Annotated in this window: 6 protein-coding genes; 4 read left to right on the forward strand and 2 right to left on the reverse strand. The window is 71.3% G+C overall.

Features of this window, described 5'->3' with window-relative positions:
• Positions 1-148: 148 nt before the first annotated feature.
• Both OQ968_RS19500 and OQ968_RS19505 read right to left on the reverse strand, forming a co-directional pair.
• Positions 149-577 carry a hypothetical protein gene (locus OQ968_RS19500; protein WP_324680874.1) on the reverse strand — a complete coding sequence of 143 codons (429 nt, stop codon included), beginning with the start codon at positions 575-577 and terminating at the stop codon, positions 149-151.
• A gap of 68 nt (positions 578-645) precedes the next feature.
• Complete coding sequence (locus OQ968_RS19505; RefSeq protein ID WP_324680876.1) at positions 646-2,283, reverse strand: (2,3-dihydroxybenzoyl)adenylate synthase; 1,638 nt, start codon at positions 2,281-2,283, stop codon at positions 646-648.
• Positions 2,284-2,382: 99 nt separating this feature from the next.
• Between OQ968_RS19505 and OQ968_RS19510 the strand changes: the two genes are divergently transcribed.
• The 4 genes from OQ968_RS19510 to OQ968_RS19525 are packed head-to-tail and all read left to right on the forward strand — an operon-like array spanning position 2,383 to position 16,137.
• A complete protein-coding gene (locus OQ968_RS19510; RefSeq protein ID WP_324680878.1) occupies positions 2,383-6,645 on the forward strand; it encodes an amino acid adenylation domain-containing protein in 4,263 nt (1,420 codons plus the stop codon).
• Complete coding sequence (locus OQ968_RS19515; protein WP_324680880.1) at positions 6,635-7,966, forward strand: polyketide synthase; 1,332 nt, start codon at positions 6,635-6,637, stop codon at positions 7,964-7,966. The genes OQ968_RS19510 and OQ968_RS19515 overlap by 11 nt, the downstream gene beginning before the upstream one ends.
• The gene (gene mbtD / locus OQ968_RS19520; protein ID WP_324680882.1) at positions 7,956-10,952 is read left to right on the forward strand and encodes a mycobactin polyketide synthase MbtD; all 2,997 of its coding nucleotides are present in this window, start codon (positions 7,956-7,958) and stop codon (positions 10,950-10,952) included. The genes OQ968_RS19515 and mbtD overlap by 11 nt, the downstream gene beginning before the upstream one ends.
• Positions 10,945-16,137 carry a non-ribosomal peptide synthetase gene (locus OQ968_RS19525; RefSeq protein ID WP_324680884.1) on the forward strand — a complete coding sequence of 1,731 codons (5,193 nt, stop codon included), beginning with the start codon at positions 10,945-10,947 and terminating at the stop codon, positions 16,135-16,137. The genes mbtD and OQ968_RS19525 overlap by 8 nt, the downstream gene beginning before the upstream one ends.
• The last annotated feature ends 11 nt before the right edge of the window (positions 16,138-16,148 follow it).

The following is a 16,148-nucleotide window of genomic DNA, read 5'->3' on the forward strand; positions in this document are numbered from 1 at the left end:
TCGCGCCAGGACAGTCCTGCCGGCCGAACGAGGGCTCACCCGACCACCTCCCCGCCGAGGTCCCGAGACCTCGTGTTTTCGCTCCGCCGACGCTCATGCAAGTGCAAATAGTAGACGGTCCTGTGCCCAATGGACACCCTTGGGTGGGTCAGGACATCTTCCGCAGGAGCCTTTTCAGCCGCGCGCTGCGCAGAATCTGAGCGGTGAAGTTGATGGAGGCCAACATCGGGAACACGCCGAGAAACGTCCGCTCCGAGGGCGTCGCACCGTGCAGGTGGTAGAGGCTGCCGAACACGTAGAAGCAGCCCACCATGAACAGGGCACCGGGGATGCACAGCGCCATCGGGGAGCTACGGGCGGCGACGATCCGTCGCGCAAAGTCCAACTCGTCGGCGGACATCGGTTCGCGGTTGCGCACCTTTTTCGTCACCGCCGTGGCGCTGCCGATTTCTTCGCCTATCAGGGTGGTCGGCCGGTCGCCCAGCCGTTTGACGAACACGGCGGCGACGGCCACGAAAACCAGCGCCAGCGCGAGGGAAAGCAGCGTCAGAAAACCCCACAAGCCGGACTCAACCATCGCGCTCCTTTGTCCCGCCGTCGAACGTAGCACCACGCGCGGGGCGGGCGCACGACGTCAGTCAGCGGTCAGTCGGCGCCGACGACCCGGCGGGCGATCGCCCTCTTGTCGACCTTGCCGATGGGCGTGGTGGGCAGCGACGGCAGCGCCACCAGCATGTCGGGCCGGGCGTGGGCGGCCACGCCGCGCCGGTCGAGGTGGGCGTTCAGCTCCGCCAGGCTGACCGGTTCGCCGTTGAACACGACGGCGGCGCAGATCTTTTCGCCCAGGTAGGGATCGGGCAGCGGCACGGCCGCGGCCGAGAAGATCGCCGCGTGGCTGACCATCTGCTCCTCGAGGTCGGCGGCGGCGATGGTTTCGCCGCCGCGACAGATGACGTCCTTGACCCGGCCGGTGACCACCAGGTAGCCGTCTGCGCGGCGGCGGACGAGGTCGCCGCTGCGGAAGAAACCGTCGGGATCGAAGCAGCGCTCGTTGTCGCGCTCGGCGCGGAAGTAGCCGTTGAACGTGTACGGTCCGCGCACCAGCAGCTCGCCCTCGTCGCCGGGCGCGCCCGCGGCGTCGACGATGCGCAACTCGTCACCCGCGCACAGCGGCCGGCCCTGGGTGTGGTCGACGAGCTCGGGCGGATCTTCGAGGCGGGTGTAGTTGAGCAGGCCCTCCGCCATCCCGAACACCTGCTGCAGGCCCGGGGTCAGTGTTTCGCGCACCCGTCGGGCGTCCTCGGGTTCCAGCTTGGACCCGCCAACCTGCAAGAGGCGCAACGTTTTCGGTGTCACCGGCTCCCAGTCGCAGGCCTGTGCCCACAGCTTCGCCAGCGCCGGCACCACGGCGGTGACCGTGACGCCGTGCCGGTCGATGGCGGCGAAGGCGGCCTCCGGGCTGGGATCGGTGCCGAACACGGTGGCGGCGCCCACCGTCATCGCGCCGAGCAGGCCCGGACAGGCCAGCGGGAAGTTGTGGCCCGCGGAAAGGACCGCCAAATAGACGTCGTCGGCGGTGAGCCGGCAGACCTCGGCGCTGGCGGTCGCGTTGAACACGTAGTCGTTGTGGGTGCGGGGGATGAGCTTGGGCAGGCCGGTGGTGCCACCCGAAACCAGCAGCAGGGCAGGCGATTCCGGGTCGACGGGCGGTGCCGGCGAGGGGGCGGCCGATTCGCATAGTCGCGCCCACGAGACGAACGGCCCCGGGTCGCCGTCGACGATGACGTGCTTCAGCGCGGGGTTGTCCCCGGCGAGCTCGCGCGCCATCGCCCGGTAGTCGAAACCGTTTGCGGTGTCGGCGATCAACAGCCCGCTGGCCTCGCCGAGGGCGGCGAAGTGCGCCAATTCGGCGGCCCGATGACCGGGCAGGCACATCACCGGGATCGCCCGCGCGCGCATCAGCCCGAACAGCGCCACCGCGAACTGGCAGCCGTTGGGCAGCTGCAGCAGGACCCGATCGCCCGGCGCGATCCCCAGGCTGCGCAGGCCCGCCGCGGCGCGGTCGGCCCGCTCGTCGAGTTCGGCGTAGCTGAGTCGCGCACCGGGCAGCGCATCGAGCACGGCGAGCCGGTCGGGCCAGCGCCGCGCCGCACGGGTGAGGATCGTGTCCACGGCCTGGCCCGTCCAATACCCGGCGGCCCGGTACGCGGCGGCCCGATCGGCGGGAAACGGCACGAATCCGTCCGGGCCTCCCGCCGCCGGTTGCGCGGTGTCTGCGGGCATCGGACTCCTTAGAAGGGGGCGTGGTAGCGGCGACCCGGTGATCGAGGATAGGGTACCCAAAGAAATTAGGGCAGCCTTTGCTAATTCCAGGGAGGGTTCGTGGTGCGTGCCCCGGCGTGCTCGGAGGATATCCGCGCGGAGGTGGCCGAGCTGCTCGGCGTCCCCACCGACTCCGTTCACCCAGGTAGCAACCTGATCGGCCAGGGGCTCGACTCGATCCGGATGATGACGCTGGCCGGCCGCTGGCGCCGGCACGGCATCGGCATCGACTTCGCCACGCTGGCCGCGACCCCGACCATCGAGGCGTGGTCGGAACTAGTGACCGTCGGCTCGCCGGCCATCGCCGCCGACACGGCCGCCCCGGCCGCCCCGGCTGTCGATGGAGCCGGCGATGCGTCGGAGCCGTTTCCGCTGGCCCCGATGCAGCACGCGATGTGGGTCGGCCGCCAGGACAACCAGCGGTTCGGCGGGGTGGCCGGGCACCTCTACGTCGAGTTCGACGGCGGCGCCACCGACCCGGGCCGGCTGCGCGCCGCGGCCACCCGGCTGGCGCGCCGCCACCCGATGCTGCGCGTGCGGTTCGGCTCCGACGGCACGCAGCGGATCGCCCCGGCGAACGACAGTCGCGACTTCCCGGTCGCCGTCGAGGACCTGCGCGACCTCGACGGCGATCTCGTCGAGGCGCGGCTGGCCGCGATCCGCGAGGCGAAGTCGCACCAGCAGCTCGACGGCGCGGTCCTCGAACTCGCCCTGACGCTGCTGCCCGGCGGGCGTTCGCGCCTGCACGTCGATTTGGACATGCAGGCCGCCGACGCGATGAGCTACCGCACCCTGATGTCGGACCTGGCCGCCCTCTACCTCGGGCGCGATCTGCCCGAATTGGCTTACACCTACCGGGAATACCGGCAGGCTATCGCGCGGGAGGAGACGCAACCGGCCCACGACGCCGACCGGGACTGGTGGGCGCAGCGCGTCCCGCGGCTGCCGGACCCGCCGGCCCTGCCGACCACCGGCGGCCGCGGATCGCGCCGGAGCATCCGTCGCTGGCACTGGCTGGATCCGGCCAGCCGGGACGCGCTGTTCGCCCGCGCCCGGGCGCGCGGCATCACCCCGGCGATGGCGCTGGCCGCGGCGTTCGCCAACGCCCTGGCGCGCTGGTCGACCGGGCCGCGGTTCCTGCTGAACGTCCCGCTGTTCGGCCGCCAGGCCCTGCATCCCGACGTCGACCTGCTGGTCGGCGACTTCACCTCGTCGCTGCTGCTCGACATCGACCTGACCGGCGCGGGCACCGCGGCGGCGCGCGCGCACGTCGTGCAGGACGCCATGCGCACCGCCGCCGCCCACTCCGCGTACCCCGGGCTGTCGGTGCTGCGGGACCTGAGCCGGCATCGCGGCACCCAGGTGCTGGCGCCGGTTGTGTTCACCAGTGCGCTGGGGCTGGGCGAATTGTTCGGCGCCGACGTCACCGAGCAATTCGGCCGCCCCGGCTGGATCATTTCGCAGGGCCCGCAGGTGCTGCTCGACGCGCAGGTCACCGAGTTCGACGGCGGGGTGTTGGTGAACTGGGACGTGCGCGACGGCGTCTTCGCGCCCGGTGTCGTCGACGCGATGTTCGCCCACCACGTCGACGAGTTGCTCCGGCTGGCCGCGGCCGACGACCCTTGGGACGCGCGCGATCCGTCGCCGCTGCCGGCCGCGCAGCGCGCGGTGCGCGACGCGGTCAACGGCCGCACCGCCGAGCCCAGCGGCGAAACCCTGGACGACGGCTTCTTTCGCCGGGCCGCCCTCCAGCCCGATGCGCCGGCGGTGTTCGCCGGTTCCGGCGACCTCAGCTATGCGCGGCTGCGCGATCAGGCGCTGGCGGTGGCTGCGGCGTTGCGCGCCAACGGGATCGGCGTCGGCGACACGGTCGCGGTGATGGGGCCCAAGACCGCCGAGCAGGTGCCCGCGCTGCTCGGGATCCTGGCCGTCGGCGGCGTGTACCTGCCGATCGGTGTCGACCAGCCGCGCGATCGCGCGCTCCGCATCCTGGGCACCGGCGGGGTGCGGCTGGCCCTGGTGTGCGGCGGGCAGCGGCTGTCGTTTCCGGTGCCGCAGTTGACGATTGCGGACGTGCTGCGCGACCCGCCCGCCGCGCCGGACGTCGCGCCCGCGAGCTGCGATCCCGCCGACGTCGCCTACGTGCTGTTCACCTCGGGCTCGACGGGGGAGCCCAAGGGCGTCGAGGTGACGCACGACGCCGCGATGAACACCGTGGAATTTATCAGCCGCCACTTCGATCTCGGCGCCGCCGATCGGTGCCTGGCCCTGTCGACGCTGGAATGCGACATGTCGGTGCTCGACGTCTTCGCGACCCTGCGCGCCGGCGGGGCGATCGTGGTGGTCGACGAGGCGCAGCGACGCGATCCCGATGCGTGGGCCCGGCTCATCGCCGCCCACGACGTCACCGTGCTGAACTTCCTGCCGGGCTGGCTGGAGATGCTGGTCGAGGTCGGCGAGGCCGCATTCCAGGGGCGCCTGTCGTCGCTGCGGGTGGTGCCCACCGGCGGCGACTGGGTGCGCCCCGGCCTGGCCCGCCGGTTGCGGGACCTGGCGCCCAACGTGCGCTTCGCTGGGCTGGGCGGTGCCACCGAAACCGCCGTCCATGCAACCATTTTCGAGGTGGACGACGACCTTCCGGCCGACTGGACCGCGGTGCCCTACGGCGTCCCGTTCCCGAATATCGCGTGCCGCGTCGTCGGCGACACCGGCGCGGACTGCCCCGACTGGGTCACGGGCGAGTTGTGGATATCCGGGCGCGGCGTGGCGCGGGGCTACCGCGGCCGCGACGATTTGACCGCGGAACGCTTCGTCCGCCATGACGGCCGGACCTGGTACCGCACCGGCGATTTGGCCCGCTACTGGCCGGACGGCACCCTCGAGTTCGTCGGCCGCGCCGATCACCGGATCAAGATAAGCGGGTATCGGGTGGAGCTCGGGGAGGTCGAGGCCGCGCTGCGCCGGGTGCCCGGCGTGCGCGCGGCGGTCGCCGCGGTGCTGCCCGGGGCCGGCGGCCCCGAGGTGCTGGCGGCGCAGGTCTGCGCCGACGCCGGGCACACCGGGCCGAACGCCGAACCGATTCGCGAGGCCCTCGCCGATCTCGTTCCCGCGCACATGATTCCGCGGCACATATCGCTGGTGGATCGCATCCCCTTCACCGACGGCGGCAAGATCGACCGCAATGCCGTCGCCGGCCGGCTGGCCGCCGCGGTCGCCGAGAGTTCGCGCGACGCGGCGGCGACGCACGCGGCGCCGCGCACACAACTGGAACGGGCGCTGTGCCACATCGTCGCCGGCCTCCTCAACCGCGACACGGTGGGCGTGCACGACGACTTCTTCTCCCTCGGCGGCGATTCCGTGCTGGCGACGCAGGCGGTCGCGGCCATTCGGCAATGGCTGGACTCGCCGAGCCTCATGGTCGCCGACGTCTTCGCCGCGAGGACCGCGGCCGCGCTGGCGGAATTGCTCGTCGGCCGCGAAACCGACCGGAACCGGCTCGAGCTGGTCGCCGACGTGTACCTGGAGATCGCGGACATGTCCCGCGGCGACGTGTTGTCCGCGCTCGACAATTCGAAGGCCGAACCGGCGCCGCGGCCGTTCCAGCCCTGGGTGAAGCGGTTCACCAGTGAGCGCGCGAGCGGCTCGGTGGTCGTCTTCCCGCACGCCGGCGGAGCGGCTGCGGCATACCGGTCGCTGGCAAAAGCTTTGGCCGCCAACGATGTCAACGCGTACGTGGTGCAGTACCCGCAGCGGGCCGACCGGCGCGACCATCCCGGCGCGGGCAGCGTCGGCGCGTTGGCGCTCGACTTGTTCGAGGCGGGCGACTGGGCCACGGTGGCTCCACTGAGCCTGTTCGGTCATTGCATGGGCGCGGTTGTGGCCTTCGAGTTCGCCCGCATCGCCGAACACCACGGCGTGCCGGTGCGCGTGCTGTGGGCCTCGGCCGGGCAGGCGCCGTCGACGGTCACCGCCACGGGCCCGCTGCCGACCACCGAAGGCGGCGTGCTGGCGGACATGATCGACCTCGGGGGCACCGATCCCGTGCTGCTGGAGGACGAGGAATTCGTCGAGCTCCTGGTAAGGGCGGTGCAGGCCGACTACACCGCCATGAACGCCTATTCGTGCCGGCCGGACGTGCGGATCCGCGCCGACATCCAAGCGGTCGGCGGCAACCGCGACCACCGGATCAGCCGGGACATGGTGGCCGCGTGGGAAACTCACACGTCCGGCCGATTCACGCTCTCGGACTTCGACGGCGGTCACTTCTACCTCAACGACCACCTCGACGCGGTGGCCCGGATGGTGAGCGCCGATGTCCGATAACGACCCGGTCGTCATCATCGGGTTGGCGCTGGAGGCCCCCGGCGGGGTCGAAACCGCCGACGATTTCTGGGCGCTGCTGTCCGAGCAGCGCGAGGGCCTCGGCCCGTTCCCCACCGATCGGGGCTGGGCGCTGGGCGAGCTGTTCGACGGCTCGCGGCGCGACGGCTTCAAGCCCATCCACGACCTTGGTGGGTTTCTGTCCAGCGCAACGACGTTCGATCCGGAGTTCTTTCGCATCTCGCCGCGCGAGGCCACCGCCATGGACCCCCAGCAGCGGGTCGGGCTGCGACTGGCATGGCGCAGCCTGGAAAACAGCGGCATCAACCCCGATGACCTCGCCGGCCACGACGTCGGCTGCTACGTGGGCGCCTCCGCGCTCGAATACGGTCCCGGGCTCTTCGAATTCTCCTATCACAGTGGGCATCTGATCAGCGGGACGTCGCTGGGCGTCATCTCGGGACGCATCGCCTACACGCTCGATCTGGCCGGTCCCGCGCTGACGATCGACACGTCGTGCTCGTCGGGGCTGAGCGCGTTTCACACGGCGCTGCAGGCGATCCGGGCCGGCGACTGCGACATCGCGCTGACCGGCGGTGTGTGCGTGATGGGGACACCGGGCTACTTCGTCGAGTTCTCCAAACAGCACGCGCTGTCCGACGACGGCCACTGCCGGCCCTACAGCGCCCACGCCAGCGGAACCGTGTGGGCGGAGGGCGCGGCCATGTTCGTCCTTCAGCGCCGGTCCCGCGCGGAGGCCGACGGGCGCCGGATCCTCGCCGAGGTACGGGCCAGCTGCCTGAATTCCGATGGGCGAAGCAACGGGCTGACGGCCCCGAGCGGAGACGCGCAGCTGCGGCTGTTTCGGCGCGCCATCGCGCAGGCGGGGGTCGAGCCCGCCGACGTCGGGATGATCGAGGGGCACGGAACCGGCACCCGGCTCGGTGACCGGACCGAACTGCGGTCGCTGGTGGCCAGCTACGGCTCGGCACCGGCCGCGCGCGGACCGCTGTTGGGATCGGTCAAGTCCAACATCGGGCACGCGCAGGCCGCCGCGGGCGCGCTGGGCCTGGCCAAGGTCATCGTGTCCGCCGAACACGCCGCGATACCCCCGACGCTGCACGTCGACGAGCCGAGCCGCGAAATAGATTGGGAGGGCCAAGGTTTGCGGCTGGCGGAGAAGCTGACGCCGTGGCACGCGGTCGACGGGCTGCGAACCGCGGCGGTATCCGCGTTCGGCATGAGCGGCACCAACGCCCATGTGATCGTCTCGATGCCGGACACCGCGAACGCGTCCGGTCACGAGGTCGCCGATGTCGGTTAGACGACTCCCCGATGGGCGGACTCCGGTTCTGCTGAGCGCGCACGCCGGCGAACTCGTCTCCGTCGATGCGCGGGCGATCGCCGACTATCTCGAGCGCTTTCCGGAAACAACGGTGGACCAGGTGGCCCGGCAACTGCGCAGGACCCGCCGCGTCCGCAGGCACCGGGCGGTGCTGCGCGCCGCGGATCGGCTGGAGCTCGTCGACGGGTTGCGGGCACTCGCCGACGGGCTGGAGCATCCGCTGATCGCCCGGTCGGAGCTGAGTTCGGCGCCACGGCAGGCGTTCGTGCTTCCCGGTCAGGGCGTTCATTGGCCCGGCATGGGCGCCGACCCCTACCTGGCGCTCCCGGGCTATCGAGCCGTGGCCGATGGCTGCAACTCGGCGTTCGAAAGCGCCGGCATCGTGTCGCCGCTGGCCTACCTGACGGCCGCCGACGATTCGCGGGCCTTTACCGAAATCGAAGTCCAGGGCGCGCAATTCGTGCACGCCGTTGCGCTGGCGGAGGTTTGGCGCTCGTGCGGCGTTGTCCCCGACCTCACCATCGGCCAGAGCCTCGGCGAGGTCGCCGCGGCCCTCATCGCCGGAAGCATCACCCTGCCGGATGCGGTCGCGGTGGTCGCCGCCCGCGCCGGCGTGGTGAACCGCCTCCCCGGCTGCTACGCGATGGCCACGCTGGGCGTCGGCGCCGAGGCGGCCCGGGCGCTGATCGCGGCCACCGACGGCTGGGTGGAACTGTCCGTGGTCTTCTCCGCCTCGACCGTGGCGATATCGGGCGACCGGGATGCGGTGTTGGCCATCGTCGACAAGGTTCGCGCCGACGGCCGGTTCGCCCGCGAGATCACCGCGGGTTTCCCGGGGCACACCAGCCTGCTCGAGCCGCTCCGCGACGAATTCCTCGCGCTGCTGCCGTCGTCCGAGTTTGCCGAGGCCCCGGTGCAATTCATCGGTGGCGCCACCGGGGAGGTGGTGGCGCCGGACACGCCCTTCGGCGAGTACTGGTATGCGAACCTGCGCAACACGGTGCGGTTGGACCGCGCGTTCGAGTCGGCGATCCGCTGTGGCGCGCGGTCGTTCATCGAGTTGTCGGCGCATCCCGCGCTGTTGTTGTCCATCGGCCAGGTCTTCGAGGCGAACCTGCCCGAAGACCCCGCGGTATTGGTCGGCTCGGGCCGCAGGGACGAGCCGCTTGTCGACGCGCTGTCGGCGAACATCGTCACCGCGGCGGTGGCCGACCGGGGCTACCCGTGGGGTGATTTCGACGGTGCCGCGGCCGATGTCGGTTTGCGCGGATTCCCCAACGCGCCGATGCGGGCGATCCCCTTGTGGGCCCACCCGGAGCCGCTGCCGTCGATGCCGAACACCGCATTGACCATCGCGGTGGAGCGCTGGGAGCAGCGGGAGCCGGTGCGGCCGGTCGCAACGGCGCCCCGGCGCGTGGCCGTGCTCGACCTCGGCACCGACGGCGTGCTCGCCCGACCGCTGGGTGCGGCGATCGACGAACACCCGGCGACCGAGCGGAGCGCACCGCGAGACGCGGAGCTGGTCGTGGTGACGGCGCCCCCGCTCGACCACGTCGCCGCGGACCGCGCAGCCGATGTGCTTGCCGAGCTGGTCGGGGACGGTCTGCTCGACTATCCCGCCGAAGTCGGTCCGCATTGTCAAACGGTGTGCCTCGTCACCGTCGGCGCCGAGCAGGTGGGCCCGGGGGATCCGGTGCCGTCCGCCGGCCAGGCGGCGCTGGCGGCGATGCACCGCAGCGTCGGAATCGAGTATCCCGATTTGGTTTTCAGCCACCTCGACCTGCCGTCGTCGGACGTGACCGCGGGCATCGTCGAGGCGCTGTTGGCGTGCGCGGGCGAGACCGCACTGCGCCGCGCCGTAAGTGGATACGCGCGATTCGAGCGCACACTCGGCGACGCGCCGGCCGCGCCGGAGTGGCCCCTGGACTCCGGGCTGCTGGACGAGGTGGTCATCACCGGAGGCGCCGGCGCCATCGGCCTGCACTACGCCCGGCACCTCGCCGAGCGCGGCGCGCGGCGCATCGTGCTGCTGAGCCGCCACCCCGCGGACCCGGCCACGCTGGCGGCGCTGGCGCAGCGGTGCGGCACCGCGGTCGTGTCACCGCCGTGCGACATCACCGATGCCGCCCAACTGTCGGCGACCGCAGCCGAATTCGCTGGTTCCGGCGCCTCGCTGATCATCCATGCGGCGGGCCGGGCGGTCTCCGGCACCTCTCCGGTGCTGACGGCGGCGGCCGCCGCCGAAAACTTCGCGGCCAAGGTCGCGGGTCTCGCCCGCATAATCGAGCTGTGGCCGGTGCGCCCGGACGCGCGAATGTTGTTGTGCTCCTCGGTGATGGGGGTGTGGGGCGGACACGGGGTCGTCGCGTATTCGGCGGCGAACCGCCTGCTCGACGTGATGGCCGCCCAGTTGCGTGCCGCGGGCAGGCACTGCACCGCCGTGAAATGGGGGTTGTGGCAGCCCCCATCTGAAGGCGAACCGGGTCGCGGCATCGCGGACACGGCAGAGATCGCCCACATCGAGCGTTCCGGCCTGCGCCAGATGACGCCCCGGCGGGCGATCGAGGCGAGCCTGCGCGAGCACTCCGCGGACCCACTGGTGTTCGCCGCCGACGCGGCCCGGCTGCGGGAATTGTTGGACGGCAGGCAATCCCGACCGCGTGACGCCCGAGTGATTACCCCCGCCGACAACGCGACGATTGCCGACACGGTGCGCACCCAGCTCGCGGCGGTGCTCGGAGTCCGGCGGACCGGCGAGCTGAACCTGGAAGAATCGCTGTTCGACCTGGGCATCGACTCGATGCTGGCGGTGGACCTGCGCAACCGCCTCAAACGCATGACCGGCCGGACCGTGTCCCTGGCCACGCTGATGGGCGAGATCACCGGCGCCGAACTCGTCGAGAAACTCGAGGGCGCCCACGAGCGCCCCGACACCGAACGGAAAGTGGAAGTTTCGCGTGACTGATATCGCCGACACCGGCCCCCGGCTCGACGAGGCCCGATTGGAACTGCTTCGCCGCAGGCTCGCCGATCGCGGTCTTTCGTCGGAAGCCGAGGCACCCAGAGCGCCCGCGGCCGACCAACTCTCCGACGGTCAGGCGCGAATGTGGTTCGTGCAGATGGCCGACCCCGGCAGCGCATTGCTCAACGTCTGCGTGTCGTACCGCATCACCGGTGACATCGACCCGGGTCGGCTGCGTGACGCCATCGACGCGGTCGCGCGCCGCCACCGCATCCTGCGCACCACCTACAACGTCGGCGAGGACGGCGACCCGCGGCCGACCGTGCACCCCGACCTGCGGCCGGGCTGGGCGCAACACGACTTGACCGACATGCCGGAGCGCGCCCGGCGGCTGCGACTCGAGGTGCTGGCCCAGCGCGAATTCGCCGCTCCCTTCGACCTTTCCACCGACGCGCCGCTGCGAATCGCCGTGATCCGCACCGGGGCCGACGAACACGTGCTGTTGCTGGTGGCCCACCACATCGCCTGGGACGACGGCTCGTGGCGGGTGTTCTTCGAAGACCTCACCAGGTCCTACGAAGGCGAGGACCTGGGACCGGAACGCCACCCGCCGGCCCCGTCCGGGCCGGACACCATCGACGCCGACCTCGACTACTGGCGCGCCGTCATGGCCGACCCGCCCGAGCCGCTGGAGCTGCCCGGGCCGGCGGGCACGACCATGCCGACCAATTGGCGCGCCGCCCGCGCCACGCTGCGGCTGCCCGGCGACACCGCGCGGCGGGTGCAGGCGATGGCGCGCGAAACCGGTTGCACCCCTTATATGGTGCTGCTGGCCGCGTTCGGCGCCCTGATGCATCGCTACACCCACAGCGACGACTTCCTGGTGGCCGCACCGGTGCTCAATCGCGCCGCCGGAACCGACGACGCCATCGGCTATTTCGGCAACACCGTGGTGATGCGGCTGCGGCCGCGGCCGACGATGACCTTCCACGAATTGCTCGAATCGACACGCGACGTCGCCACCGGGGCCTTCGCGCACCAGCGGGTCAGCCTCGACCGCGCGGTGCGCGAGCTGAACCCCGATCGCCGCCACGGCGCCGAACGCATGACCCGGGTCAGCTTCGGATTCCGCGAGCCCGACGGCGGCGGCTTCCGCCCGCCCGGCGTCGAGTGTGAGCGCTACGACCTGCGCGCCAACCTCACCCAGCTGCCGCTGGGCTTCATGGTCGAATTCGACGGCACCGGCGCCCTGGTCGAGGCCGAACACCAACTGGAGATCCTCGAACCCGCCCTGGCGCGCCAGCTGCTGGATCACTTCGCGGTGCTGCTCGACGACGCCCTCGCCCGGGTGGACCAGCCGTTGGCCGCGCTGACGCTGATGGACGAGGCCGGCGCCGGGTGGCTGCGCGCGGTGTCGCGCGGCGAGGCGTTCGATACCGCCCCGAAGACCCTCGCCGACCTGGTGTCCGGGCAGGCCGCGCGCACCCCGGACGCCGTCGCCGTCAGCTACCAGGGCCGCCGGCTCACCTACCGCGACATCAACGAGGCCGCAAACCGGTTGGCGCACTGGCTGATCGAGCGGGGGATAGGCAGCGAGGACCGCGTCGCCGTGCTGCTCGACAAGTCACCCGATCTGGTCGTCACCGCGGTGGGCATCGCCAAGTCCGGTGCGGTGTATGTGCCGGTGGATCCCAGCTACCCGCGCGACCGGCTGGACTTCATCCTGGGCGACTGCGACCCGAAGCTGGTGCTGCGCGAGCCGGTGACCGACCTGGCCGGCTACCGCGCCGACGACCCCACCGACGCCGACCGGGTCCGGCCGCTCACCCCGGACAGCACCGCGTACCTGATCTACACCTCGGGGACCACCGGCCTGCCCAAGGGCGTCGCGGTGCCGCACCGCCCCGTCGCCGAGTACTTCGTCTGGTTCAAGGGCGAGTACGGGGTCGACCACACCGACCGGCTGCTGCAGGTCGCCTCGCCGAGCTTCGATGTCTCCATCGCCGAGATCTTCGGCACGCTGGCCTGCGGCGCACGCATGGTGATCCCGCGCCCCGGCGGGCTCAACGACATCGGCTACCTCACCGCCCTGCTGCGCGACGAGGGAATCACGGCAATGCATTTCGTGCCCTCCCTGCTCGGCCTGTTCCTGTCGCTGCCCGGGGTAAACCAGTGGCGGACGCTGCAGCGGGTGCCGATCGGCGGCGAGCCGCTCCCCGGCGAGGTCGCCGACAGGTTCCACGCCACGTTCGACGCGCTGCTGCACAACTTCTACGGCCCGACCGAAACCGTGATCAACGCCAGCCGGTACAAGGTGGAGGGCCCGCAGGGCACCCGCATCGTGCCCATCGGCCGACCCAAGATCAACACCACGATGCACCTGCTCGACGATTCGCTGCGGCCCGTGCCGGTCGGCGTGATCGGCGAGATCTACCTCGGCGGAACGCATCTGGCGCACGGCTACCATCGGCGGGCGACGCTGACCGCCGAGCGGTTCGTCGCCGACCCGTTCAACCCGGGCGCCCGGATGTACCGATCCGGGGACCTCGCGCGCCGCAACGCGGACGGCGACGTCGAGTTCGTGGGCCGCGCCGACGAACAGGTCAAGATCCGCGGTTTCCGAATCGAACTGGGCGACGTTTCCGCGGCCATCTCGGTCGATCCCACCGTCGGGCAGGCCGTCGTGGTGGTCAGCGACCTGCCGCGGCTGGGCAAGAGCCTGGTCGGCTACGTGACACCCGCGGCCGGCGACGACGGACCGGCGGAGGTCGACCTCGACCGCATCCGGGCACGCGTCGCCGCGGCGCTGCCCGAGTACATGGTGCCGGCGGCCTACGTTGTGCTCGACGAGATTCCGATCACCGCGCACGGCAAGATCGACCGCGCCGCGCTGCCCGATCCCGAGGTCAGCTCCGGCGTCCAGTTCCGCGAGCCCGAGCCGGGGACCGAGCGCCGCGTCGCCGAGCTCTTCGCCGAGCTGCTCGGCCGGGACCGTGTCGGCGCCGACGACTCGTTCTTCGACCTCGGCGGCCACTCGCTGCTGGCGACGAAATTCGTTGCGGCAGTGCGCAAGGCGTTCGGCGTCGACATCGGCGTGCGGGACGTCTTCGAGCTGGCGACGGTGGCGCGGATCGCCGCGCACATTGACGTTATCGGCACCCTGGATCGGGCGTCGGCGCGGCCGCGCCTGACCGCGGTGGGCCATGACGGCCCCTTGCGGGTGTCCTCGTCGCAACTGCGTTCGTGGTTCACGTATCGCTTCGACGGTCCCAGTGCCGTCAACAACATCCCGTTCACCGCGGCGCTGCGCGGCCCCTGCGACACCGAGGCGCTGTCCGCGGCCATCACCGACGTCGCGGGACGGCACGAGATCCTGCGCACCACCTACCGCGAGATCGACGGCGTGCCGCACCAGGTCATCCACCCGCCCGCCGAGGTGTTGGTGCGCCGCGCCGCCGGACCCGACGAGGACTGGCTGCAGGCCGAACTGGCCGACGAGCGACGTCACGTCTTCGACCTCGAGAACGACTGGCCGATGCGGGCGGCGGTGCTGAGCCTGCCGGACCGCAACGTGCTGTCGCTGGTGCTGCACCACATCGCCGGTGACTACTGGTCCGCCGGGGTGCTGTTCAGCGACGTGCTCACCGCGTACCGGGCCCGCAGCCGCGGACAGCGGCCATCGTGGGAGCCGCTGCCCGTGCAATACGCCGATTACAGCGTCTGGCAGGCGGCGCTGCTGGACGACGGCGCCGGCGTCGCCGGCCCGCAACGTGACTACTGGATACGGCATCTCGCGGGGCTGCCCACCGAAAATGTTGTGCGCCCGGACTTCCCGCGCCCGGCGGTGCTCAGCGGCGCCGGTGACGCCGTCGAATTGCGCATCGGAAGCCAGACCCGCGACAAGCTGCTTACCCTCGCCCGCGACCTCGGCATCACCGAGTTCATGCTGTTGCAGTCCGCGGTCGCGGTGGTGCTGCACAAGGCGAGCGGCAACACGGACATCCCGATCGGCACACCCACGGCCGGTCGTAGCGAGTCCGAGCTGGATCAGCTGATCGGATTCTTCGCCAACATCCTGGTGCTGCGCAACGACCTGCACGGAAACCCGACGCTGCGCGAGATCCTGCAGCGAGCCAGGGAAACAACGCTGGCCGCCTACGCGCATCAGGACCTGCCGTTCGAACAGGTCGTGGAAGCCGTGAGCCCGGCGCGGTCGCTGTCCCGCAACCCGCTGTTCGACGTGGTGGTACACGTTCGCGAACTGTCGCAGCAAGATCGCGTCATCGACACCGGGCCCGACGGTGACACCACGTTCAGCCCGCTGCAACCGACATTCGATGTCGCACAAGCCGATATGTCCGTCAATTTCTTCGCCGACGGCGACGGCTACCGGGGTTACGTCATCTACCGCACCGAGTTGTATCGGCGCGGCACCGCCGAGCGATTCGCCGGCTGGCTCGCCAACGTCGTCGAGGCGTTCGCCGACCGTCCCGAACAACCGCTGCGTGAGGTCGAGATCACCGGCCCGCAAGAGAGGCGCCGCGTCCTGGACTTCGCGAACGCGCATCCGGGTGCGGCGCGGGTGTACCTGCTCGACGCGTCGCTGAACCCCGTTCCGGTCGGGGTGGCCGGCGACGTGTACTACGGCGGCGGTCCGGCCGTCATCGCCCGGCTGGCGCGGCCATCGCTCACCGCGACCCGCTTGGTCGCCGATCCCTTTGCCACCCAACCGGGTTCGCGGCTCTACCGCAACGGCGAGCGCGGCATGTGGACCGAGGACGGCCAACTGGAGCTGTTCGCGGGCCCCGAACGGCCCGCGCCGGCTCGGGCCGCGTCGCTCGCCGGTGCCGCACGGCCGCCCGGCACCGCGACCGAACGGGCCCTGGCGGCCATTCTCGCCGAGGTCCTGGAGGCGCAGGACGTCGGGCGCGACGACGACTTCTTCGACCTCGGCGGCGACAGCATCCTGGCGGTGCGGGTCGCCGCACGGGCCCGGGACGACGGGATGCCGCTGACCCCGCGAATGCTCTTCGAGCATCCCGTTCTCGGCGAGGTCGCCGCCGCGCTCGATGCCAAGTTGCACGACGAAACCGAGTCGGACGACACGCATCACGCACCCATGAGCGCATCGGGGCTGCCCCCCGACGAACTGGCGGCCCTGACCGCGTCGTGGGGTGATCGGCCGTGACGCGAGCCGGC

This window comes from Mycobacterium sp. 663a-19 (assembly GCF_035616495.1).
GTDB lineage: Bacteria > Actinomycetota > Actinomycetes > Mycobacteriales > Mycobacteriaceae > Mycobacterium.